Origin of the sequence: Bacillus cereus group sp. BfR-BA-01360 (assembly GCF_022663595.1) — a bacterium.
GTDB classification, from domain to species: domain Bacteria; phylum Bacillota; class Bacilli; order Bacillales; family Bacillaceae_G; genus Bacillus_A; species Bacillus_A cytotoxicus.
Map to the genome: position 1 here is coordinate 132,185 of NZ_JAKUFV010000001.1, position 20,726 is coordinate 152,910.

The window sequence follows — 20,726 nt, forward strand, 5'->3', positions numbered from 1 at the left end:
CCGTTTTAAGTTCAATGAAAAACTTTGCAAAGAGAAGTTACTTTTTCTCTGGCAACTTCTCTAAATAAGCCAAAGCATCATCCAATGTATCCACTGGTACAATTTTCATTTTTGTTTTAATATCTTTGGCCGCTTCAAGCGCCTTTTTATAATTTGAGTTTTTCGCTCCTTTTTCATTTGGAGCAAAGAAGATTTCAGCTCCTGCATCACTGGCAGCTACCACCTTTTGCTGAATTCCGCCAATCGGACCAACCTCGCCTTTTTCATTGATTGTACCTGTTCCAGCAATTTCATGCCCTTTTGTCATATCGTTTTCAATTAATTGATTATAAATCTCTAACGTAAACATCAGGCCTGCTGATGGTCCCCCAATCTCATGGGAATCAATCTTCACTTTTGGATCTGCAACTAACTCTCGTTCTGTAACAATAGAAACTCCAATACCAACACGCCCCTTACCACCAGGGATTTCTTTTACTGCCAATTGTTCTTTGAAACGTTTTCCATTTCTTATATATTCAATATGTACAACATCGCCTTCTTTTTTATTTGCCATATATTCAGCAAATCGCTCTGTCGTTTCAAATGTTTTTTCATCAACAACTACAATTACATCCCCAAGCTTTAATTTTCCCGCTGCCGGCATATTTTCTGCAACACCAGCGACTAATATTCCTTTATTTTGAAAAGAAACAGGACGATTCGCTCTCTTATATGCATTATAAATAGCAGCATTTTGAGAGTGTTTCATCGCATACTCTTGGCGAAATTGATATTCTTCATCACTCTCACCTTTTTGTAATATTTCCTCCGCTTTTGAAATGTGATTATATTTGCTAAATTGTGCAGCTATTAAATTGATTACATTAGCAGGTCCCATTGAAACTGTCACAAGCATAAAGTCACCAGATTCTTTCTTTCCGCCTTCCACTTGTACATAAGGGGTTAACTTCGCAGCCATTCCTGGTTTTGTTATATAGTAAGGTAGACGAATATATACAAGTAGCATCGCCAATATAACTCCAATTAAAATCGCATATATAAACCGAAAACGCTTAAACATTATTTTTCTCCTTCCACTGCTCAATTAATAAATAAATATCTTGAATATGTTTCTTTGCTTCTTCTTCTCCTACTCGAATAATTTCTTCAATATTTGTAAAAGCACGAGAACTAAACTGTTCTACTGTTGGACGTATCATTAAATCCGATGCAGTTTGTCGATTAACAACAAGTTCATATTGCATAATTTCAATACTTTGCATAATTACGTCATAAATAGAATTAATTTCACCATTTACTTTAATAGGGGATACATCTACAGCAATTACAATATCAGCTCCTAAATCCTTGACGACGGATACAGGAATCCGATCAATCACCCCTCCATCCACTAATAAGCGCCCATCTATTTTTTCAGGAACAAACACTCCTGGTACAGAAATACTCGCCCTAACAGCATCAGCAATAGACCCTTTTGTAAATACAACTTTTTCTCCCTTTAAAATGTCAGTGGCTACAACTGCAGTTGGAATTTCTAACTCTTCCATTTTTTTGTTATATGTAAACATTTTAATCATATCTTTTACACGTTTTCCAGAAATAAATCCCATTTTCGGCACAGTAAAATCTAAATAATATTTCCTCTTAAATACTGAGGCCATTCGATAAAGTCTTTCAACATTACAATTTGTAGCATAAAATGTTCCAATTAGCGCCCCCATACTACTTCCTGCTATCATGTCAATAGGAATATTAGACTCACGTAATATCTTAATAATCCCTACATGAGCAAATCCTTTTGCCCCACCAGAGCCAAGAGCCAAGCCTATTTTCGGTTCTCGCATATGAATCACCCTTAAACTTTTTTTACTCCTTTTTCATACTTATGGTCTAAATTTACTATGTATCCACGTATACTGAAATGAACGTTTTTTGGGACAAAGGGGGATTTTGCAGTATGTATGAAAAATGGAAAACAGCTTTTCTCACAATCACAACGCTATTTCTAACATTCTCTCTTGTACTTCATCCCCAAGCCGCATTACAATCTTCTATTCGCGGATTAAATATGTGGTGGGAGGTTGTCTTTCCTTCATTATTACCTTTTTTTATCGTTGCCGAGCTTTTAATTAGCATAGGCGTTGTAAAATTTATCGGTGTCCTGTTAGAACCTCTTATGCGCCCTCTCTTCCGAGTCCCTGGTATCGGTGGGTTTGTTTGGGCAATGGGAATGGCCTCTGGTTTTCCTGCTGGCGCGAAATTAAGCGCTAGATTACGTCAAAGTAACCAACTAACACAAATTGAAGCAGAACGCCTCGTCTCTTTCACAAATTCTTCCAACCCATTATTTATTTTCGGTGCTGTATCTATCGGATTCTTTAATAATCCAAAATTAGGCTTCATTTTAGCCGCCGCACATTATATCAGTAACTTTACTGTCGGACTACTTATGCGCTTTTATGGTGACAATAAACCTTACATAAAACGTGCATCACCCGTTCAAAGACGTCTATTACAACATGCTTTTTCCATTCTCCATGAGACACGTTTACAAGAAAAAAGACCGATTGGAAAACTGCTAGGAGATGCCATTATTTCTTCCATTCAAACGTTACTTATGATCGGCGGATTTATTATCTTATTCTCTGTGTTAAATAAAATGATTACCATTTTTCAAATTACAGCAACTCTGAATTTTATTATGCAACATATTTTATCTTTCTTCCAATTGTCCACTCATTTTAGTATTCCTATTTTATCTGGTCTTTTTGAAATGACACTAGGAAGTAAAATGATTAGCCAAACAAATGGTACAACTATTTTGGAACAAGCAATGATTACAAGTTTTATCCTTGCCTTCAGCGGTCTTTCAATTCAAGCGCAAGTAGCGAGTATACTAGCAGATACCGATATTCGCTTTAAACCCTACTTTTTTGCTCGAATCATTCAAAGTATTCTTGCTCCTATTTACACATTTATATTTTGGGGACCACTGTATGAAAAATCACATTCTTTTTCACCGAACCAACAAGATATTCCTGTCTTTTTATCAAATTATTCTTCAGCACTTACAAATACTTGGGAATTACTTCTTCACTATGGCCCCATTTTTACACTACTTTGTTTGTATCTATATGTTATTTTATTATTCGTACGCACCATACGATAACTCTGTAACGTGCTAGCGAATCGAACAGAGTTATGAGAAGACTCTCGCTGCTCCCTATAACAAAATCAGTAAAGAAAAACCCCGTTTTATTTTAACGGGGTTTGAAACTTGTCTTTTAAAGCACGTTCAACACAAGATGGAACAAGCCCTGATACGTTCCCTCCGTAACGAGCTACCTCCTTTACAATACTTGAACTTAGAAATGAATATTGATTATTTGTCATAATAAAAAACGTTTCAATATTTTCATCTAACTTTCGATTCATCGAAGTAATTTGCATCTCATACTCGAAATCAGAAACAGCTCGTAAACCTCGTAAAATGGCATTTGCATTGCGCATTTTCGCGTATTCAACCAACAACCCACTATGTGAATCTACTTTTACATTTGGAATCTCCTTTGTTGCCTCTCGGATTAACTCTAAACGCTCTTCCACTGAAAAGAATGGCTTCTTTGCTGAGTTATTTAAGACAACAACATATACTTCGTCGAACACCTTTGCTCCCCTTTTAATGATATCCAAATGTCCAAGTGTTATTGGATCAAAACTCCCTGAAGAAATTGCTATGCTTGTCATTCGGTCCCCTCCCCTTCATACTTATAAATCGAAATGGCTGTAATACCGTACTTTTCTGCCCTCACCTTTACAAGCTTCCCTATTGTTTCAGGTAAGATTACTTCATTCCCATGCTCTGCCATAATCAAACCATCTTCATTCAGCAATCCATGTTGATCTATAATGCTAATGAGAGAGACTATTTTTTGATCTTTATATGGCGGATCTAGTAGGATTAGATCGAATGAAATCTCACGTTTAATTAGCGCTTTCACAGCTCTTTCAGCATCATTTCTATATACTTCAGCTTGATTATGTACTCTACAACTTTCCAAATTTTGACGAATTATCTTCACTGCTTTATGATCTCGATCAACAAAGATTACTTTGTCCATCCCTCGGCTAAGCGCTTCAATCCCAAGCCCTCCGCTTCCTCCAAATAAATCAAGGGCACTCCCTCCATCAAAGTATGGACCTATTATATTGAAGATAGATTCTTTTACTTTATCTGTTGTTGGACGCGTTGTACTACCAGGTACAGCTTTAAGCGGATGTCCCTTGCATTTACCAGAAACTACTCTCATTTGTTGTCACTACCTTTATTTCAATCTATAAACTATGGAGCGATTATTCGTAACCGCTATCAAATCTAAATATTTTCTAATTATTTTACCATTACAGAATACCTGAATCCGTTACTTATGAAAAGAAAAATATTTGTTTTCAGCAATATTTCATGTGCATATTCAGCTAACAATCATTTCAAAAATATAACAGAAAATGAATGAACCTGTACACTTTATCTACGTATTAGTTCATTTCATAACACCATCTTACCCTCTATGTAAGGTTCACTTTACCTTTTTTATCCTATCATAAAATAAAAGAAAAATAAAAAGCCTACGATAAATTTTAAATTCATTATGTATATCTTCAATTAGATTGGACATAAATAAAGATAACAACATCACCTTCGATGTTGTTGCCAACCGCGGAGAAGACTTACGTTTCCCCATAAGTTCTTCCTCCGGTTTCTCCTCTCCCTTTGCCTTCTTACTAGTACATACTAGTATAAGAAGGGCCCTGCTTTGCAGGGTTTTTTTTCTTTGCCTTCTTTTCATTTAAAAAATGAAATGATACAGTAAAAGAAAGAGGAGGAAAATGATATGATTCAACGCTTTATTGAACTAGGAGAAGGCTACTCTGACTTATATGAATTACTTGAAATTGCCAAAGCAAACAAAGAACGTGTAACCCATATGTTACAATTCGAAACCGTTAAAAATAATAAAAAAGTATGTTCACTTGTTGTCATCCTAAAACCAACAACTGTAGGCGATTTTCAGCCACTATACATATGTCGTGAAGGCATCCCTATACTCGATCATAAAAAAAGTAAGCGAATTATTTTATTTGAAGAAACTGCCAAACAAATCGAAAAAAAAGTAATTCCCTTTACCGTGAAACCATCTACAACTTTTCCAGAAAAAGAGTTGTACTTTAATCATCTAATTGGCATTTTACGAATGAATCACTTTATTCCCCCAATGAAATAGAGTGAAACTTTCATCCCGCTATTTTAGGGCAGCCCAATTGGTGAGGGCTCATAATCAGTGGGGGATGAAGAAACCCCCACTGATTAAAGTTTCACTTTATCAGTAGGGAGCCTTCATCCACACGAAAATCCCCCCTATCAAATTGGCTAGGGGGATTTTACTTAACTATAATCATATTCTTTCGCACGATCTGGACGTGAATTTTCAAATTCCGTTTTTAGAAACGGACGATACGATTGTTCAATCCTCTTAACAAACGGAAGTTTATTTAACTTATGCATCATATGTTCTAATTGATCCATATCACAATATACAACTGCATATTTTAATCGTTTTGATATATAATGAATATTACCATATTTACGTAAAATTTTGGCATGTTTTAATGAATGTAAATAAACAATCAAACTCTGTCGTTGTCCAAACATAACCTTCTCCTTCATCATACTTTTCATATATTCCACTAACATAAATCAGAAATTTTCGACATTATAGCACGCCATAGATTCGATCCTATTCTTCTTCTACATTTCAAAAACGGGGCATATTACCCCGTTTTTTTACAGCCACAACTACCTCCGGAGCCACAACCGCCTCCGCAACCACCTGCATCAAAAAACGGATTCCCGGTAGGAACTTTAATCGAAGATGAAACTTCCGAGCCGATTACTACGCTCACTTCATCTAGTAATTTTTGCAAATTACTTTCCGCTTTTTTAAAAGCCGCAATCTTATCATGCAAATCTACAGATCGCTTTAACTCTCGCATCTTTTTCGAAACAAAAGCATAATCCGGATGATACTTGCCAAATCTTCTAACTTCCTCATAACGCTCTTTCATCGCCGCAAACTGACGAATGAGCTCCTGTGCTTCCGAATCCTCCTGTAAGTCCTTGAAACACTTTCGATAGTTCTCTGCTATATCTGAATAAACAACTGCCTGTGCCAGTTGTTCTGCCTTATCTAAAATTAATACGCTTTCTAGCGTCGCTACAATCATGAGAGACACCTCCAAGTATCTATCATAACACATTTTACAGCAGAACTACTAATCTGGCCGTCTCATTTATATATAACATAGTAGCAATAGAACTACTCCTTCTCCTCCTTACACGCAAATGTGCTCGGCAATGTTATATTTTAAAACTTCCCATTTTCCTTGATCTTCTTTTACATAATTGATACAAGCGTTTTTCAAAGGTGTTTTAAATGTAATTTCTTCTGGCAAAATCGCATGCAAAATCGCTTTAATCGCATGTGAATGTGCCACAATGATAATGCGCTTTCCCGCATGCTTTTTTGCAACATCTTGTAGTGCTGTAAAACAGCGATTTACAATCTCTTCATCCGTTTCCATACCTTCTACGTTTCCGATTGCAATCTGTTCTCTCACTGTCGCAACTGGCTTCCCAGAAGCTTCTCCAAAATTCCGTTCAACAAAGCGTTCATCCAATATAATGGAATGTATTCCTACCGCTTCTCCAATTGCTTGCGCTGTTTCCTGAGCTCGAATCAAAGGACTACTAATAATGACATCCCATGTCTCTAATTGTAAAGCAGCAGCACTTTGACTCGCTTGCTTTTTCCCAACTTCATTTAGCGGAATATCTTCACGCCCTTGAATAATTTCTTGAAAGTTCCAATCAGTTTGTCCATGTCGTACTAAACAAATTTCCGTCATGCTGTAACTCCTTTTTTCAATAATACCTTTCTATTGTAACAAAAGTTTTACATGACGGACATAGTTTTTCCTTCCCATTATGTTGCATTTTGCTGAGCCATGTATTGAAACATATCAATCATAATGGAAGCCACTGCTAATTGATTTTGAAACTTTTCTACTTTATCCGGTATCGTTTTTTTGAAATGTTGTAAAGCAGCAAGCTCAAAAGCTTCCTTTTCATCTGGATTGCGCGACAGTTTACGATACCAATACGGCGCTTCTCGAATATAGCGTTCTAAATCTTCATTCGCTTTTATAAATTCCATAAGTTCTGCTCTCATCCTCTTTTCCCCCTAGTCTTTTTGAAAGAAAAACGGATTATTTTCAGAATTTCTTTGCTCTGGTTTTGTACGATTCTCTTTAAATTGTTGAATAACTTGTTGAACACTTCCGATTGCACTCGTTACATTTGTTAAGTGTTGCTGCATCTCTTCTACATTTAATTTTTTGAAAAAAGAAAGCATTTGCTCCATTAAATCTGATGTTCTTTCCTCTTTACTTTCTTGTGCAGGAGAAGATACTTGTTCACCATCCGCTTGATACTGTTTCCATATTTCATCTTTTTCCCCTAGTAAATACCATTCTTCATAAAATTGTTGCCATGTTTTTTGACCACTGCGAACGTCATGAACCATTTTAGGATGATGATTGACAAACTCTTTAAATTGTTGAACAGAAGGATGTAACGCTCTTTTTGTCGTTGGCATAATCCTCACCTCTTCATATATATCTACTATATTGTAAGAAAAAAAAGGCGCATGGTTCGCCTATTTTTAAACGATTCATGCACCTTTTTATCTTCTTATAAAATTTTGCGTATAAAACTTGTCATATACACCAACACCAAGTCCAGTAAACTGCTCATTCAGCAAATTTTTCCGGTGACCCTCACTATTCAACCAGCCTTGCAGCGCAGCAATGCCATCGCTATGTTGAGCTGCTATATTTTCACCAGCTAATTGGAAAGCAACTTGTCCTCGCTGTAATCGATCTCCTAATGTGCCATATTTCGGCGAATCATGTGAAAAATAATTATTTTCCTTCATATCTTTGCTGTGTCCAAGTGCGACATCGGCCGTTTGTTGATCCCATGTTAATAAAGGTAACCGATGACGTTCTCGAATAATATTTGTTAAATCTAAAATTTGCTGCATATTTCCATGCTCTACTTGTGACATTTTCTCTGGGGACATCGGTTGTTCTGGCATTAATTCACCGGAATATACAAGTTGATACGGTCTTTGACGTAGTAATATATCATCATCCATATACCGAATCCCAACAAGCTCATGCGTAAAGTGATCAAAATACAATTGTGCCCAACTATCTTTTTCAATTGAAATAAGTGGCTGTTCCATTATTTCAGTATCAGACAATTCAAATTGATAACTATTCCTTCCTTTTTTCAAAGAAATCTCATGAGAAAATGGCTTCTTTTTATATGCTTCTTCATATTTTTCATTCATACGAAATGGGGTCACATCAACTTGATCTCCAGCTACATAAGCTGTTACAACTTTATGTTCAGCAAGTCCAAATTGAACATACTGTGATAAATCTTGATTATATACCCACCATTCATACCCATATGCAGAAGGCTCAATCCGAGAAGGTTCCCCCCACTTGGCTAGTAAATTCTCAGCATCTCTTCCTAAAAAATCAGCAATCGTTTGTGCCTCTCCCTCAGTTACCTGCTTCTTTTTCTTTACGAGTTTTTGTTCTTGCTTATAATGAGAAGGGCTTAATATATATTGTGAAACGAGTAATTTCCCGTACAGATCAATAGCTAAAATAAAAATCGTAATCATTACGATACGCAATAATTTCTTCAAACGATATACCTCCTGGGCAAACATAAAGTTGAGATATACACAAATGCCTTACTAGTCTTTCCCTTTTGTGTGTACCGTACTCTTTCACTATACCATATTTTGATGAAAAAAGTTGTGATTCTCTCTTTTCTCCCAATACGAATTGCGTTTTCTAATTTTTCATACTATTATAAAATTGATATCTACTATTTTATAAGGAGGGATTCCATGCAATTCGCAAATTCAAAACTCATTGGAACAGTAATTGACTTTACACTTCTTACAGAAATTATGAAAAATCACCATTTCGTGCTGGCAGGACAATGGGATTATGAGAGGGTTACATATGATTATAAATTCGAGATATTAAAAGATGTATATTATTTAAGAGTACAAGGTATCGCAGTCGAGGGAGATATTGGAAGGCGACACGCACAGATCAAATTGCTTTCCCCACTGTTAGGAAAACATTATTATCCACATGGGGTTGAGTATGGTACAGATGAAAATTTCCCTACAAATGTTATTCAAAAAAGTGAACAAATTCTTCAAAATATTGAAAAAGAACTAAAAGAATTTCAAATAGTTGAATAAGGTAACACTTTCATCAGTAGGAGTTTTCTTCATTCCTCACGAATAAGACTTTTACAGGCAGCTTAAATAAAACAGGCGCCTCTATACAGATATGCGCCTGTTTTATTTGTTCTCCCGAAAACTTTCTCTATTCTGTTTATTTTGTTTGCAAATATGGCGGAACTGCTTGTAATTGCTCCTTATCCTTTTCCCTTTCTTTACGAGCCCATTTAAAAAATACATATCCAATCATTGTACCATACACGATTTCCTGAACAATTTTCATAATGATCCCACCTGTTTGCTGATCTTGTACTACAGGCAGCCAATGCAAAAACTCTGGACCTGTGATATTTAAATCGCTCAATGTCCCTGCTGGTACACAAAGTTCCATCGCTTTCATCCAAGCGCTTGAATCTGTATAGGTCGCAAATAATGGCTCACTTGCAAAAATAATTAATGCACAAGCTGGCGTTAATAAAATACCGTTAGCAAACATATATCCTAATTTTTTTATATCACTTAATGATTGTTGCTCTGGCAATGGATTTAACATTGGCCACCACATCATGATCGATGTAAAAAACAATATTGCTAAAACAATGGGGTGTGCTACTTGACTTTGCTTTACCGCATCAAATACAAGTGGCAAATGATAAAAAGAAAACAAGCCATTAAATACAAATAAAGCAATCAATGGTTTCGCAAATAACTTTAAAATAACTTGAATCGCTTTAAAAGATGTAATATAGCTATATAACCAAACTGGTATTCCTAATAATAATAATGGGGGTACCGCGATATACATCACTGCCATTTCGAGCATATGAGCACTGAAAATAATATGTCCTATTAAATCAATTGGCCCTCCCTTTACAATATATAGAAGAATAATTCCTGACGTAAAATAAAATATCTGCTTTCTACTAACCTTTTCTGCATGTTCAAATCGTGTTCTATACGGCCCAATGATGAAAAAGTAAGAGATGAGAATGGAAAGCATAAACATGAAAAAAATCGGACTCCATAATGCTTGAAAACCAAATATCCACAAGTTACTCATGATTTACACCCACCTTTCAAAAAATGTAGTCGCTTCATAAAAAAGGAGGACCATAGTAATCCAAAGGCCCTCCTCTCATGTTTTCTTATATCCACACAATTGTCATGAAGGCCAAAATCGTTAATAGCCCTATTAACAATCCAGAGTATAGAAAGAACGAAGCTGCTTCATGTCCTTTATGACTCATGTGCATAAAATAATACAATTGAAAGATTACTTGAACGACCGCTAATAATAAAATAAACGGGACAGAGAAAATGGGACTAAATGTCTTTGGATACGCTACTGCTACAAATGCTACAATTGTCAAAAAAATCATTAATCCAAATGTAATAACTTGATGTTTCATTTCCTCTGCACTTTTTCTTCTACGATAAACGAGATCTACCTTTGAATTATTTGTATTTGTTTGCTTTGTCGCCATTGTTTATCCCACCATTCCCATCAAATATACTACAGTGAAAATAAACACCCAAACTACATCAATAAAGTGCCAATAAATAGATGCAACATAAAACTTTGGGGCATTATATAAATTTAAACCACGTTTCGCATTGCGAAAAATCAAAGTTAAAATCCAGCATAGTCCAAATAATACGTGTAATCCATGTGTGCCAACTAACGCATAAAAAGCTGAACCAAATGCACTACTTCTCATAGTATGCTTAAATTCGTGCGCATAATGATAAAATTCATAAATTTCAAACCCTAGAAACCCTAAACCTAATAGCACTGTAACAAGTAACCAAAGCTGCATTTGTTTAAAATGAAAATTCTTCATATGATACATTGCATATACACTCGTTAAGCTACTTGTTAATAGAAGCATTGTCATAATAAACACAAGTGGCATTTGAAACATTTCTTGCGAAGAAGGACCGCCGTTTGTCGAATTTTTTAATGCTAAGTATGTTCCAAACAAGGAAGCGAACAATACTGTTTCGCCTCCAAGGAACAGCCAAAATCCGACAAACTTATTTTTTCCTTCGAGGGTTGCTTTTTCAGGCTCTGCTGGAAATGTTTCATTCGTTAATTTTTCCTCTACATGCATTATGCCGTGCCTCCCTTATCATCCAAGTCTTCTTTATGAATATGATAACCATGATCATCAATTATAGATCGGAAGAACATTGTACCAAATGTAATGATAAGCCCAATAATTGCTACCAAGAGCCAAAACTTATCTTTTCCACCTTGCATATACATCGCGCCAAATGCTGCTATAAATAAGCCAAGCGATATGACAAATGGTGAAAATGAAGCGTTTGGCATATGAATGTTACCAATAGGCTCTGCTGGTGTCATCGCTTTATTCCCATCACGTTTCTCAATCCAAAAAGGATCTAATCCACGGACAAACGGTAGTTGCTTAAAGTTATATTCTGGCGTAGGAGCAGGCATTGTCCACTCTAGCGTGCGACCATCCCATGGGTCACGCCCTGCTTGTTCTTTAGACACTGTCGTTTTCACAATGTTATATAAAAGAACTATTGTTCCAAGTCCCATAAACGCAGATCCAACCGAACTAATTAAGTTCCCCATTTCTAATCCTTGACCTGGTAAATACGTGTAATAACGGCGCGGCATACCAATTAACCCAAGGAAATGTTGAATAAAGAACGTTAAATGGAAACCGATAAAGAATAACCAAAATGTAACTTTCCCCAATGCTTCATTCAATACTTTGTTAAACATAAGAGGCCAATAATAATGCGCTCCTGCCAATAAACCAAACACAACGCCTCCAACGATTACGTAGTGAAAATGCGCTACAACGAAATAGTTATCATGGAACTGATAATCAGCTGGCGCAGAAGCAAGCATAACCCCTGTTACACCGCCCATTACAAATGATGGAATAAAACCAACAGCCCACATCATCGGTGTTGTAAAACGAATACTTCCTCCCCACATTGTAAAGAGCCAGTTAAAAATTTTAATTCCCGTCGGTACTGCAATTGCCATCGTCGCGACAGAAAAGATAGCATTAGCAACAGGGCCGAGACCAACTGTAAACATATGGTGCGCCCATACCATAAATCCTAAAAATCCAATTAAGACTGTTGCAAATACCATCGATGAATATCCGAATAATCGTTTTTTGGAAAAGGTCGCGAAGATTTCTGAGAATATTCCGAAAGCTGGAAGTATAAGAATGTACACTTCTGGGTGCCCAAAGATCCAGAATAAGTGCTCCCATATAATCGTATTCCCGCCCAAAGCTGGGTTGAAAAAACTTGTACCAAATAAACGATCTAACATAAGTAATCCTAATCCAACTGTTAACGGTGGGAAAGCGAATAAAATCAGTGAAGATGTGACAAATGTTGTCCATGTAAACATCGGCATTCGCATATACGTCATTCCTGGTGCACGCATATTAATAATAGTAACAAGAAAATTAATACCACCAATTAGCGTACCGAGACCTGATATTTGCAATCCCAATACATAAAAATCAATACCATGTCCTTTCGAAGCTAGCGATAACGATGCATACGATGTCCACCCTGCATCGGGAGCTCCTCCTAAAAACCAACTTAAGTTTAAAAATACGCCTCCAAAGAAAAATAACCAAAATCCAAGTGAGTTTAAAAATGGAAATGCTACATCACGCGCTCCAATTTGAAGCGGCACAGCAGCATTCATAAATGCAAACACAAGCGGCATAGCTGCGAGGAAAATCATTGTTGTACCGTGCATTGTTAATACTTGATTATAAGCATCTCCAACAAGAAAAGCATTGTTTGGAATTGCTAGTTGTAGACGGATAAATAGTGCTTCTATTCCGCCGATGATAAAAAATAATCCACCTGCAATTAAATAGAGAATGGCAATTTTTTTATGGTCTACTGTCGTTAAATAATCCCATATAACAGCACCCATCTCCTGTTTTTTTGCTACAGAACTCACGTCTTCAACCTCCCCTTCGCAAATAATAATCCCTATTATTTCTCAACTTTTAACGTCTTCAAATATGCATTTAATGCATCAACTTGGGCATCCGTTAAATTGCCATATTTGCCAGTCATTTTATTTCCCGGCTTCATATTTTCAGGATCCTTCAGCCATTTCTTCACATTTTCATCATTGTTTTCGGCAATGCCGGCAACCATATCGCGATCAGCGAAGTTTGCTAGGTTTGGTGCGATACGTGCAGAAGGTGGTCTACTATCATTTGATCCAACTGCATGACAACCAATACAGCTTTTATCAAATATTTCTTTACCTTCTTGCTCTTTTGTAGAAGCTACTTCTTTTTTGCCATCAATTTTCTTCATATCAGCAATCCAATTTTTGTACTCGCTTTCATTAACAGCTTTAACTTTAAATTGCATTAATGAATGTGATGGACCACAAAATTCTGTACAAAATCCATTATAAGTGCCCGCTTTATCTGCTTTTAACCACATTTTATTTACATTATCTGTATTCGTATCCATTTTTCCAGCTAATGATGGAACCCAGAACGAATGCTTAATGTCGGCACCTTTCAAATTTAAATAGACCTTCTTACCTGTGGGGATAACTAAATCTTGAGAAGTCACTATCTTTTCTGATTTATAAGAAAATTCCCACCAATAAAGATTCGCTGTTACCTCAACAACGATTGTATCTTTATCGATATTCTTTTTCTCCATTGCACTTACATCAGCAAGTTTGAATGTATATGTAACCGTTGGAACAGCTAATATCAATAAAAGTAGAATCGGAATAACCGTCCAGATAATCTCTAGTTTGTGATTTCCTTCAACTTGCTGTGGAATGTAATCCTCCTGCCCTTTCCTTTGTCGGAAACGCACAATTACATACAAGAAAATAATAGTAACTACCAATACTACACCTACCATAATTGCACTTGCTAACAACAGTAAATCATATTGCATTTTCGCTACTTCACCTTGTGGAATTAAAGTAGATTGAAAGGCTTTACCGCATCCCCCTAACAGTAAAGCCATCAGTGAAACGAACGAAAACAGTCGCCACTGTTTCTTCATACAAACAACCCCCACTTTCTTTGTGAATTAGATTATACTTTATAATAAGTAAAGTAAATCTCAACGTAAAGAAATCCACTCGTGTCGTTGTCTTAGAAGAATGTAACTACAATCATTGACACAAATAAGATTGTCAAATAATTCAAGGAGTAGACAAACATTTGAACGGACCATTTAATGTCATCTTTCTTACGGAATCCATAGAATCCCAAAACAATCCATCCGATGTTAAGCAATGTTGCAATTATCATAAATGTTATGCCAAGCCCACTCATATAAAATGGTAATGGTAATAAACATACTGTCCAAATCATAATTTGGCGTTTTGTAATATCAAATCCATGAACAACCGGAAGCATTGGAATTCCTGCGTTTCGATATTCATCAACACGCTTCATCGCCAAAGCGAGGAAATGTGGGATTTGCCAAATAAACATAATCAAGAATAACATCCAAGCAATTGGATGATCTAAGCTAGGATGAATTGCCGCCCAACCAATTAAAGGTGGAACCGCTCCAGATACGCTACCTACCACTGTATTTAGCGTATATGCTCTTTTTGTCCACAAAGAATATAAAACAACATATGTGAAAGCACCAATAAAACCTATAAGTGCTGCCATCGCTGTTGTCAACAACAAAAATACAAATCCAAGAAGCAATAAAGTAACACCTAGCGTTAATACAAATCCAGGTTTATATTTTCCTGTTACCGTCGGACGGTTTTTTGTCCGTTCCATTAAGTGATCAATATCGCGATCAATATAGTTATTTAAGCTACATGACCCAGCCATAATGAGTGCGGAACCTACGATTGTAAAGAACATTTTATCTAAATGCTCTAAAGCATTCAACCCATTAAAATGTAGCGCTAACCAAAATCCAGTAAATACAGTTAATGTATTTGAATTGACAATCCCCATTTTAACGAGCGCTAATAAATCTTGTACACGCGTTGTCTCCGGTACATCTGTTACAGCTGACTCATCATGCAGCTCACTTGTTGCATGGTTCATCATTTCAACCCCCTCTTAAAACATTCGTCCTTCTTCTATGCTTAGACTCTCTAAAGCAGCGCGCTTCTATATGGCTATATTATTACAATAGAAATATTGTTAACTCATTCCACTGCTACTCTACGCTCATACTCCCATATATTAAATCATATTTTCCAAACATTTTGTGAAGAAAACATGAACTTTTTGTGTCGAATATTTAAAAACTTTTTCCGATTCATCCCTATCATAACATGATACTATTCTCTATAATAAACTATTTTGTCATATTTAGCATGCATTCTCTCTATTTCTTTTCATAATAAAAGTATTTTTCACTAAAATATGTATTTTTTATCCGTTTTTTCTTTTTGAACGCGTTTTATTCTATCTCTTCATGTCTTTGCTATTTTATTAGTTTTTATATATTATTAGGACTGTAATGCGTTTGGCCCTCCAAACGCAATCAGAATGAAAATATTTCACAATAACTTCATAACAGAAAGATGGTGAAAAAGATTGCAGCGCTTTATTAAATGGTTAGCAGTCATTACAAGCCTAGACCTATTAGGTGTTCTACTAGGAGGAGCATTAGTTACAAAAACTGATTCTGGTCAAGGATGCGGTAAGTCGTGGCCACTTTGTAACGGTGAACTTGTTCCATCTAATCTATCAATGGAAACGATTATTGAGCTAAGTCACCGTTTAACATCCGGATCGGCAGGAATTCTCGTTACACTCCTTTGTATTTTATCTTGGAAATATTATAAGCATGTGCGCGAAACAAAACCGCTTGCTATTTTATCTTTTGTGTTTTTAGTTGCACAAGCATTAATGGGCGCAGCAGCTGTCGTTTGGGGACAAGTCCCTGCTGTACTAGCTATTCATTTTGGTATTTCCTTAATTTCGTTTGCCTCTGTTATTTTATTAGCGTGTCTCATTTTTGAAATCGATAAAAAATTTGATGCACGTTCTCTTATTATGGACAAAAAGATGAAATTCCATATTTATGGTGTAACAATTTACAGCTATCTTGTTGTCTATACAGGGGCTCTTGTACGTCATGAACGTGCAAGCTTAGCATGTCCAGAATTTCCGCTTTGTAGCAAAAATCGACCATGGCCGACTCAATTACATGAATGGGTGCAAATGGGGCATCGTGTTGCTGCAATCTTACTATTTGCTTGGATCGTATATGCAATGATTCTCGCTATTCGTCATTATAAACAGGAACGAGTAGTATACCTTGGATGGATTACTTCATTCATCCTTGTTACACTTCAAGCGATCGTAGGAATTTTAGTTGTATATACAAACGCTAGTCTTACAATGGCATTACTGCACTCTCTCTTTATTTCATGTCTCTTTGCTGTATTATGTTATTTAGTCATGTTGGGAACAAGAAGTAAAGTAAATGCAAAACAAACGACATCAACAGAAAACAAACGATTCTTTTCATAAAGAAAACGAGCTGCTTTATCGCAGCTCGTTTTCTTTATGTTTATTATTTACAACGACGAATCCATGTTAGAAAAATTCAACTGACTTGTAGTTGTTTTTATCATTATTGTTCCAGTTCAATTAATAAATCTCCTGTTTGAATTGCATCTCCATCTTTCACGTACACTTTCTTCACTTTTCCATTAAACGGCGCTTGAACAGTTGTTTCCATTTTCATTGCTTCTGTAATTGCCATGGAATCACCTTTTTTGACTTCATCGCCTTCATTCACAACAACTTTAATAACTGTCCCTGGCATTGTTGCACTAATGTGATTTGGATTCTCGCGATTTCCTTTCACTCGTTGTGCAACTGTCGCCTTAATACTTTCATCCTTCACAACAATTTCACGAGGTTGTCCATTAAATTCAAAGTAAAGTACACGCGTTCCATCTGGTTGTGGTTCTCCAATTGAAACTAATTTCACCATCAATGTTTTACCTCGTTCAATTTCAACACCGATTTCTTCTCCAAGTCTCATACCATGGAAGAATGTTGGAGTATCCAGCACAGATACATCTCCATAAAGCCCTGCAACCTTCTCATAATCCATAAATACTTTTGGATATAACGCATATGCGACCACATCAAAAATTGTTACTTCGCGTCCTAGCTTATGGAATAACTCTTCTTTTAAAGCTTCAAAGTCCACGGGTTCTAATAATTCACCTGGTCTTACAGTTAACGGCTCTTTTCCTTTTAAGATAATTTTTTGTAATTCTTTTGGAAAACCACCATATGGCTGTCCAAGGTCACCAGAGAACATCTCAACAACTGAGCTTGGGAAATCTAAAGCATGACCACGTTCAAAAATGTCTTGTTCTGTCAGATGGTTTTGTACCATAAACAATGCCATATCCCCAACAACTTTTGATGACGGTGTTACCTTTACAATATCTCCGAACATATCATTCACGCGGCGATACATCACTTTTACTTCATCGAAACGATCTCCTAATCCAACTGCTTTCGCTTGTTGTTGCAAGTTACTATACTGACCGCCTGGCATTTCATGCATATATACCTCAGTATGTGGAGCATTCATACCACTTTCAAACGGAGCATAATATTTTCGTATATCTTCCCAGTAATGAGAAAGTTTTTCTAACGATTGAATATTGACATCTGGTTGTCTTTCATTTCCACCTAATGCGTAGTATAACGTATTGGCACTTGGCTGTGACGTTAAGCCTGCCATAGAGCTTACTGCTACATCGACAATATCAACACCAGCTTCAATTGCTTTCGTATACGTTAAGATACCATTTCCACTCGTATCATGTGTATGAAGGTGAATTGGAATTGATACTGTGTCTTTTAAAGCTGAAACGAGGTCATAAGCCGCATTTGGCTTTAATAAGCCAGCCATATCTTTAATACCTAAAATATGAGCACCAGATGCTTCTAGTTCTTTTGCTAAGTCTTTATAGTATTGTAAATCGTATTTACTGCGCATTGGGTCATGAATATCCCCTGTATAGCACATTGTTGCTTCCGCAATCTTACCGCTATCTCGTACAGCATTAATAGCAATGCTCATACCTTCAACCCAGTTTAAACTATCAAATATGCGGAAAACATCAATACCAGCTTGCGCGGAACATTCTACAAACTTTTGAATGAGATTATCGGGATAGTTTTTGTAACCCACTGCATTTGCTGAACGAAGTAACATTTGGAATAATACATTCGGCATACTTTCACGAAGTTGCAGTAATCGTTCCCATGGATCTTCTTTCAAGAAACGGTATGCCACATCAAATGTAGCTCCTCCCCACATCTCTGTAGAGAATAAATTTGGTAACATTCTCGCCGTCGGCTCAGCAATTTGCATTAAATCCTTCGTACGAACACGTGTTGCTAATAGAGATTGATGGGCATCACGGAATGTTGTATCTGTTAACAGTACACGTTTTTGATCTTGTACCCATTTTACAAGGCCATCTGCCCCATGCTTATCTAAAATTTGTTTTGTACCTGTTTGGATTGGTTCATAATGTTTTACATTTGGTATACGTGCATCTGGGAAAATCGGCTTTTCTTTTTTTCCTACTCCTGGGAAACCATTTATCGTTACTGTCCCGATATAGCTTAACATTTTTGTACCACGGTCTTTACGTTTCGGGAATACAAATAATTCAGGTGATGCATCTATAAATGATGTGTCATATTCTCCTGATAAGAAATTTTTATGCTTCACTACATTCTCTAAGAATGGAATATTTGTTTTAATACCACGAATACGGAATTCTTTTAAGTTACGCTCCATTTTTGCAGCAGCTTGTTCAAATGTAAGTGCCCAAGTTGTCACTTTTACAAGTAATGAATCATAGTACGGCGTAATAACTGCCCCTTGAAAGCTATTACCTGTGTCAAGACGAACACCGAATCCTCCCCCTGAACGGTATGCCATAATTTTTCCTGTATCAGGCATAAAGTTATTGAGCGGATCTTCTGTTGTTACACGTGATTGGATAGCATAACCATGAATGATGATATCTTCTTGTTTTGGTATGCTCATAATCTCGCTATGTAAAGTGTGGCCATCTGCAATTAAAATTTGTGATTGTACGATATCAATTCCTGTAACCATCTCTGTAATCGTATGTTCTACTTGTACACGTGGATTTACTTCGATGAAGTAAAAATCATCACCTTTCACAAGAAATTCCACCGTACCAGCATTTAAATAATTCACATTTTTTGTTAACTTCACTGCCGCCTCACAAATACGATGGCGCAGGTCATCCGAAAGTGACACACTTGGTGCAATTTCAACCACTTTTTGATGACGACGTTGTACAGAGCAATCTCGCTCATATAAATGAACGACATTTCCTTCTTCATCTGCTAATATTTGTACTTCTATATGCTTAGGCTTTTCAACAAATTTTTCAACATATACTTCATCGTTACCAAAAGCTGCTTTTGCTTCTGACTTTGCTCGATTATATGAGTCTTCCAGCTCATTATGATTACGAACAATACGCATACCTCTACCGCCACCACCAAGGGAAGCTTTAATCATAATTGGATACCCATATTTTGTCGCAAATTCTTCAACGTCTTCTAATGAATCCACAGGTCCGTCGCTACCAGGAATAACTGGAATATTTGCTAATTGCGCCTGTGTTCTTGCTTTTACCTTATCCCCAAACATATCTAGATGTTTGCTCTTCGGCCCAATAAAAATGATTCCCTCTTCTTCACAGCGTTTTGCAAATTGAATATTTTCTGATAAGAAGCCATAACCAGGATGAATCGCATCTACATTGTTATTTTTGGCAATTTCAATAATCCCTTCAATATCCAAGTAAGCATCAATCGGTTTCTTGCCTTCCCCCACTAAATAAGATTCATCCGCTTTATATCGATGATAAGAACGGCTATCTTCTTTTGAATAAATTGCAACTGTACTTAAACCAAGCTCTGCACAAGCTCTAAATACACGAATTGCAATTTCTCCACGGTTAGCTACCAATACTTTTTTAATGCGTTGCAGCTTTGTCATAATTTTCCCCTCTACTTTCCTACCACTCTAGAGATTACATAGATATAGATATACACCTTAAAGAGCGTGAAGTTCTTCACTTTCTTTTTCAATCTATATCTAGAAAGTTTTACTTTATTTTTATACATCATACCTTATTTTTCAACAAATGATAAGTTTTCTAATCAATTTGTTTCATAAAAATAGTATAGCATACCTTTCCATATTGTAACACCCTTTTTGTATAACACATTTAAATAAAAACGACATACTTTTATTGTTTAAAAA

21 protein-coding genes are annotated in these 20,726 nt (G+C 36.3%); 4 read left to right on the forward strand and 17 right to left on the reverse strand.

The annotated features are described in order from the left end of the window. Positions 1 to 37 precede the first annotated feature (37 nt). Both MR056_RS00630 and MR056_RS00635 read right to left on the reverse strand, forming a co-directional pair. Entirely contained in the window at positions 38 to 1,063 is a 1,026-nt protein-coding gene (locus MR056_RS00630; RefSeq protein WP_012095077.1) for a SepM family pheromone-processing serine protease, read from the reverse strand. Continuing rightward, a complete protein-coding gene (locus tag MR056_RS00635; protein WP_048721916.1) occupies positions 1,056 to 1,847 on the reverse strand; it encodes a patatin-like phospholipase family protein in 792 nt (263 codons plus the stop codon). Before MR056_RS00635 ends, MR056_RS00630 begins: the two co-directional genes overlap by 8 nt. Positions 1,848 to 1,960: 113 nt before the next feature. Here MR056_RS00635 and ylbJ point away from each other — a divergent pair, with 113 nt between their 5' ends. Beyond that, on the forward strand, positions 1,961 to 3,172 hold the full coding sequence (ylbJ, locus tag MR056_RS00640) for a sporulation integral membrane protein YlbJ (protein ID WP_012095079.1): 1,212 nt from the start codon (positions 1,961 to 1,963) through the stop codon (positions 3,170 to 3,172). A gap of 86 nt (positions 3,173 to 3,258) precedes the next feature. Here ylbJ and coaD read toward each other — a convergent pair whose 3' ends face one another. Both coaD and rsmD read right to left on the reverse strand, forming a co-directional pair. Next, positions 3,259 to 3,750: a pantetheine-phosphate adenylyltransferase gene (coaD, locus tag MR056_RS00645; protein WP_012095080.1), complete on the reverse strand. Its 492-nt coding sequence runs from the start codon at positions 3,748 to 3,750 to the stop codon at positions 3,259 to 3,261. Further along, positions 3,747 to 4,313, reverse strand: a complete 567-nt coding sequence (gene rsmD / locus MR056_RS00650) for a 16S rRNA (guanine(966)-N(2))-methyltransferase RsmD (protein ID WP_012095081.1) — start codon at positions 4,311 to 4,313, stop codon at positions 3,747 to 3,749. The genes coaD and rsmD overlap by 4 nt, the downstream gene beginning before the upstream one ends. A gap of 582 nt (positions 4,314 to 4,895) precedes the next feature. Here rsmD and MR056_RS00655 point away from each other — a divergent pair. Next, entirely contained in the window at positions 4,896 to 5,285 is a 390-nt protein-coding gene (locus MR056_RS00655) for a DUF7147 family protein (RefSeq protein ID WP_012095082.1), read from the forward strand. A 161-nt stretch (positions 5,286 to 5,446) separates the two neighbouring features. Here the strand turns inward: MR056_RS00655 and MR056_RS00660 are convergent, their stop codons facing one another. The 6 genes from MR056_RS00660 to MR056_RS00685 form a co-directional block, all read right to left on the reverse strand. Then, the gene (locus MR056_RS00660; RefSeq protein ID WP_012095083.1) at positions 5,447 to 5,713 is read right to left on the reverse strand and encodes a YlbG family protein; all 267 of its coding nucleotides are present in this window, start codon (positions 5,711 to 5,713) and stop codon (positions 5,447 to 5,449) included. A 119-nt stretch (positions 5,714 to 5,832) separates the two neighbouring features. Then, positions 5,833 to 6,285, reverse strand: a complete 453-nt coding sequence (locus MR056_RS00665; RefSeq protein ID WP_048721913.1) for a YlbF/YmcA family competence regulator — start codon at positions 6,283 to 6,285, stop codon at positions 5,833 to 5,835. Between the two features lie 108 nt (positions 6,286 to 6,393). After that, positions 6,394 to 6,966: a histidine phosphatase family protein gene (locus tag MR056_RS00670; protein ID WP_012095085.1), complete on the reverse strand. Its 573-nt coding sequence runs from the start codon at positions 6,964 to 6,966 to the stop codon at positions 6,394 to 6,396. Positions 6,967 to 7,043: 77 nt separating this feature from the next. Further along, entirely contained in the window at positions 7,044 to 7,289 is a 246-nt protein-coding gene (locus MR056_RS00675) for a YlbE-like family protein (protein ID WP_012095086.1), read from the reverse strand. A 12-nt stretch (positions 7,290 to 7,301) separates the two neighbouring features. Next, positions 7,302 to 7,715: a YlbD family protein gene (locus tag MR056_RS00680; protein WP_012095087.1), complete on the reverse strand. Its 414-nt coding sequence runs from the start codon at positions 7,713 to 7,715 to the stop codon at positions 7,302 to 7,304. Positions 7,716 to 7,802: 87 nt separating this feature from the next. Next, the gene (locus MR056_RS00685; RefSeq protein WP_041809947.1) at positions 7,803 to 8,840 is read right to left on the reverse strand and encodes a CAP domain-containing protein; all 1,038 of its coding nucleotides are present in this window, start codon (positions 8,838 to 8,840) and stop codon (positions 7,803 to 7,805) included. Positions 8,841 to 9,047: 207 nt separating this feature from the next. On the opposite strand from MR056_RS00685, the gene MR056_RS00690 reads away from it, so the two are divergent. Continuing rightward, a complete protein-coding gene (locus MR056_RS00690) occupies positions 9,048 to 9,413 on the forward strand; it encodes a YugN family protein (RefSeq protein WP_012095089.1) in 366 nt (121 codons plus the stop codon). Positions 9,414 to 9,549: 136 nt separating this feature from the next. Here the strand turns inward: MR056_RS00690 and ctaG are convergent, their stop codons facing one another. The 6 genes from ctaG to cyoE all read right to left on the reverse strand — a co-directional run bounded on the left by ctaG (position 9,550) and on the right by cyoE (position 15,469). Further along, positions 9,550 to 10,455, reverse strand: coding sequence for a cytochrome c oxidase assembly factor CtaG (gene ctaG, locus MR056_RS00695; protein WP_048721910.1), 906 nt, complete (start codon positions 10,453 to 10,455; stop codon positions 9,550 to 9,552). Positions 10,456 to 10,540: 85 nt separating this feature from the next. Beyond that, positions 10,541 to 10,879 carry a cytochrome c oxidase subunit IVB gene (gene ctaF / locus MR056_RS00700; RefSeq protein WP_012095091.1) on the reverse strand — a complete coding sequence of 113 codons (339 nt, stop codon included), beginning with the start codon at positions 10,877 to 10,879 and terminating at the stop codon, positions 10,541 to 10,543. Between the two features lie 3 nt (positions 10,880 to 10,882). Then, the gene (gene ctaE, locus MR056_RS00705; RefSeq protein ID WP_048721906.1) at positions 10,883 to 11,506 is read right to left on the reverse strand and encodes a cytochrome c oxidase subunit III; all 624 of its coding nucleotides are present in this window, start codon (positions 11,504 to 11,506) and stop codon (positions 10,883 to 10,885) included. Then, entirely contained in the window at positions 11,506 to 13,341 is a 1,836-nt protein-coding gene (ctaD, locus tag MR056_RS00710) for a cytochrome c oxidase subunit I (RefSeq protein ID WP_176371946.1), read from the reverse strand. Before ctaD ends, ctaE begins: the two co-directional genes overlap by 1 nt. A gap of 62 nt (positions 13,342 to 13,403) precedes the next feature. Beyond that, complete coding sequence (coxB, locus tag MR056_RS00715) at positions 13,404 to 14,453, reverse strand: cytochrome c oxidase subunit II (protein ID WP_048721901.1); 1,050 nt, start codon at positions 14,451 to 14,453, stop codon at positions 13,404 to 13,406. A 92-nt stretch (positions 14,454 to 14,545) separates the two neighbouring features. After that, positions 14,546 to 15,469 (reverse strand): heme o synthase, encoded by a 924-nt coding sequence (gene cyoE, locus MR056_RS00720; protein WP_041809950.1) that lies wholly within the window; start codon positions 15,467 to 15,469, stop codon positions 14,546 to 14,548. Between the two features lie 498 nt (positions 15,470 to 15,967). On the opposite strand from cyoE, the gene MR056_RS00725 reads away from it, so the two are divergent. Next, positions 15,968 to 16,909: a COX15/CtaA family protein gene (locus MR056_RS00725; protein WP_012095096.1), complete on the forward strand. Its 942-nt coding sequence runs from the start codon at positions 15,968 to 15,970 to the stop codon at positions 16,907 to 16,909. 103 nt (positions 16,910 to 17,012) lie between these two features. On the opposite strand, the gene pyc is transcribed toward MR056_RS00725, so the two are convergent. After that, entirely contained in the window at positions 17,013 to 20,459 is a 3,447-nt protein-coding gene (gene pyc, locus MR056_RS00730; protein WP_048721890.1) for a pyruvate carboxylase, read from the reverse strand. Positions 20,460 to 20,726: the final 267 nt, after the last annotated feature.

What these genes read in the sequence shown, in the direction of transcription:
- MR056_RS00655 (WP_012095082.1), top strand. Translation starts at nt 4,896, where the DNA reads ATGATTCAACGCTTTATTGAACTAGGAGAAGGCTACTCTGACTTATAT.
- MR056_RS00665 (WP_048721913.1), bottom strand. Translation starts at nt 6,285, where the DNA reads ATGATTGTAGCGACGCTAGAAAGCGTATTAATTTTAGATAAGGCAGAA.
- ctaD (WP_176371946.1), bottom strand. Translation starts at nt 13,341, where the DNA reads ATGGGTGCTGTTATATGGGATTATTTAACGACAGTAGACCATAAAAAA.
- MR056_RS00670 (WP_012095085.1), bottom strand. Translation starts at nt 6,966, where the DNA reads ATGACGGAAATTTGTTTAGTACGACATGGACAAACTGATTGGAACTTT.
- MR056_RS00635 (WP_048721916.1), bottom strand. Translation starts at nt 1,847, where the DNA reads ATGCGAGAACCGAAAATAGGCTTGGCTCTTGGCTCTGGTGGGGCAAAA.
- pyc (WP_048721890.1), bottom strand. Translation starts at nt 20,459, where the DNA reads ATGACAAAGCTGCAACGCATTAAAAAAGTATTGGTAGCTAACCGTGGA.
- rsmD (WP_012095081.1), bottom strand. Translation starts at nt 4,313, where the DNA reads ATGAGAGTAGTTTCTGGTAAATGCAAGGGACATCCGCTTAAAGCTGTA.
- MR056_RS00675 (WP_012095086.1), bottom strand. Translation starts at nt 7,289, where the DNA reads ATGAGAGCAGAACTTATGGAATTTATAAAAGCGAATGAAGATTTAGAA.
- cyoE (WP_041809950.1), bottom strand. Translation starts at nt 15,469, where the DNA reads ATGAACCATGCAACAAGTGAGCTGCATGATGAGTCAGCTGTAACAGAT.
- MR056_RS00630 (WP_012095077.1), bottom strand. Translation starts at nt 1,063, where the DNA reads ATGTTTAAGCGTTTTCGGTTTATATATGCGATTTTAATTGGAGTTATA.
- ctaG (WP_048721910.1), bottom strand. Translation starts at nt 10,455, where the DNA reads ATGAGTAACTTGTGGATATTTGGTTTTCAAGCATTATGGAGTCCGATT.
- MR056_RS00680 (WP_012095087.1), bottom strand. Translation starts at nt 7,715, where the DNA reads ATGCCAACGACAAAAAGAGCGTTACATCCTTCTGTTCAACAATTTAAA.
- MR056_RS00660 (WP_012095083.1), bottom strand. Translation starts at nt 5,713, where the DNA reads ATGTTTGGACAACGACAGAGTTTGATTGTTTATTTACATTCATTAAAA.
- coxB (WP_048721901.1), bottom strand. Translation starts at nt 14,453, where the DNA reads ATGAAGAAACAGTGGCGACTGTTTTCGTTCGTTTCACTGATGGCTTTA.
- ylbJ (WP_012095079.1), top strand. Translation starts at nt 1,961, where the DNA reads ATGTATGAAAAATGGAAAACAGCTTTTCTCACAATCACAACGCTATTT.
- ctaF (WP_012095091.1), bottom strand. Translation starts at nt 10,879, where the DNA reads ATGGCGACAAAGCAAACAAATACAAATAATTCAAAGGTAGATCTCGTT.
- MR056_RS00690 (WP_012095089.1), top strand. Translation starts at nt 9,048, where the DNA reads ATGCAATTCGCAAATTCAAAACTCATTGGAACAGTAATTGACTTTACA.
- ctaE (WP_048721906.1), bottom strand. Translation starts at nt 11,506, where the DNA reads ATGCATGTAGAGGAAAAATTAACGAATGAAACATTTCCAGCAGAGCCT.
- coaD (WP_012095080.1), bottom strand. Translation starts at nt 3,750, where the DNA reads ATGACAAGCATAGCAATTTCTTCAGGGAGTTTTGATCCAATAACACTT.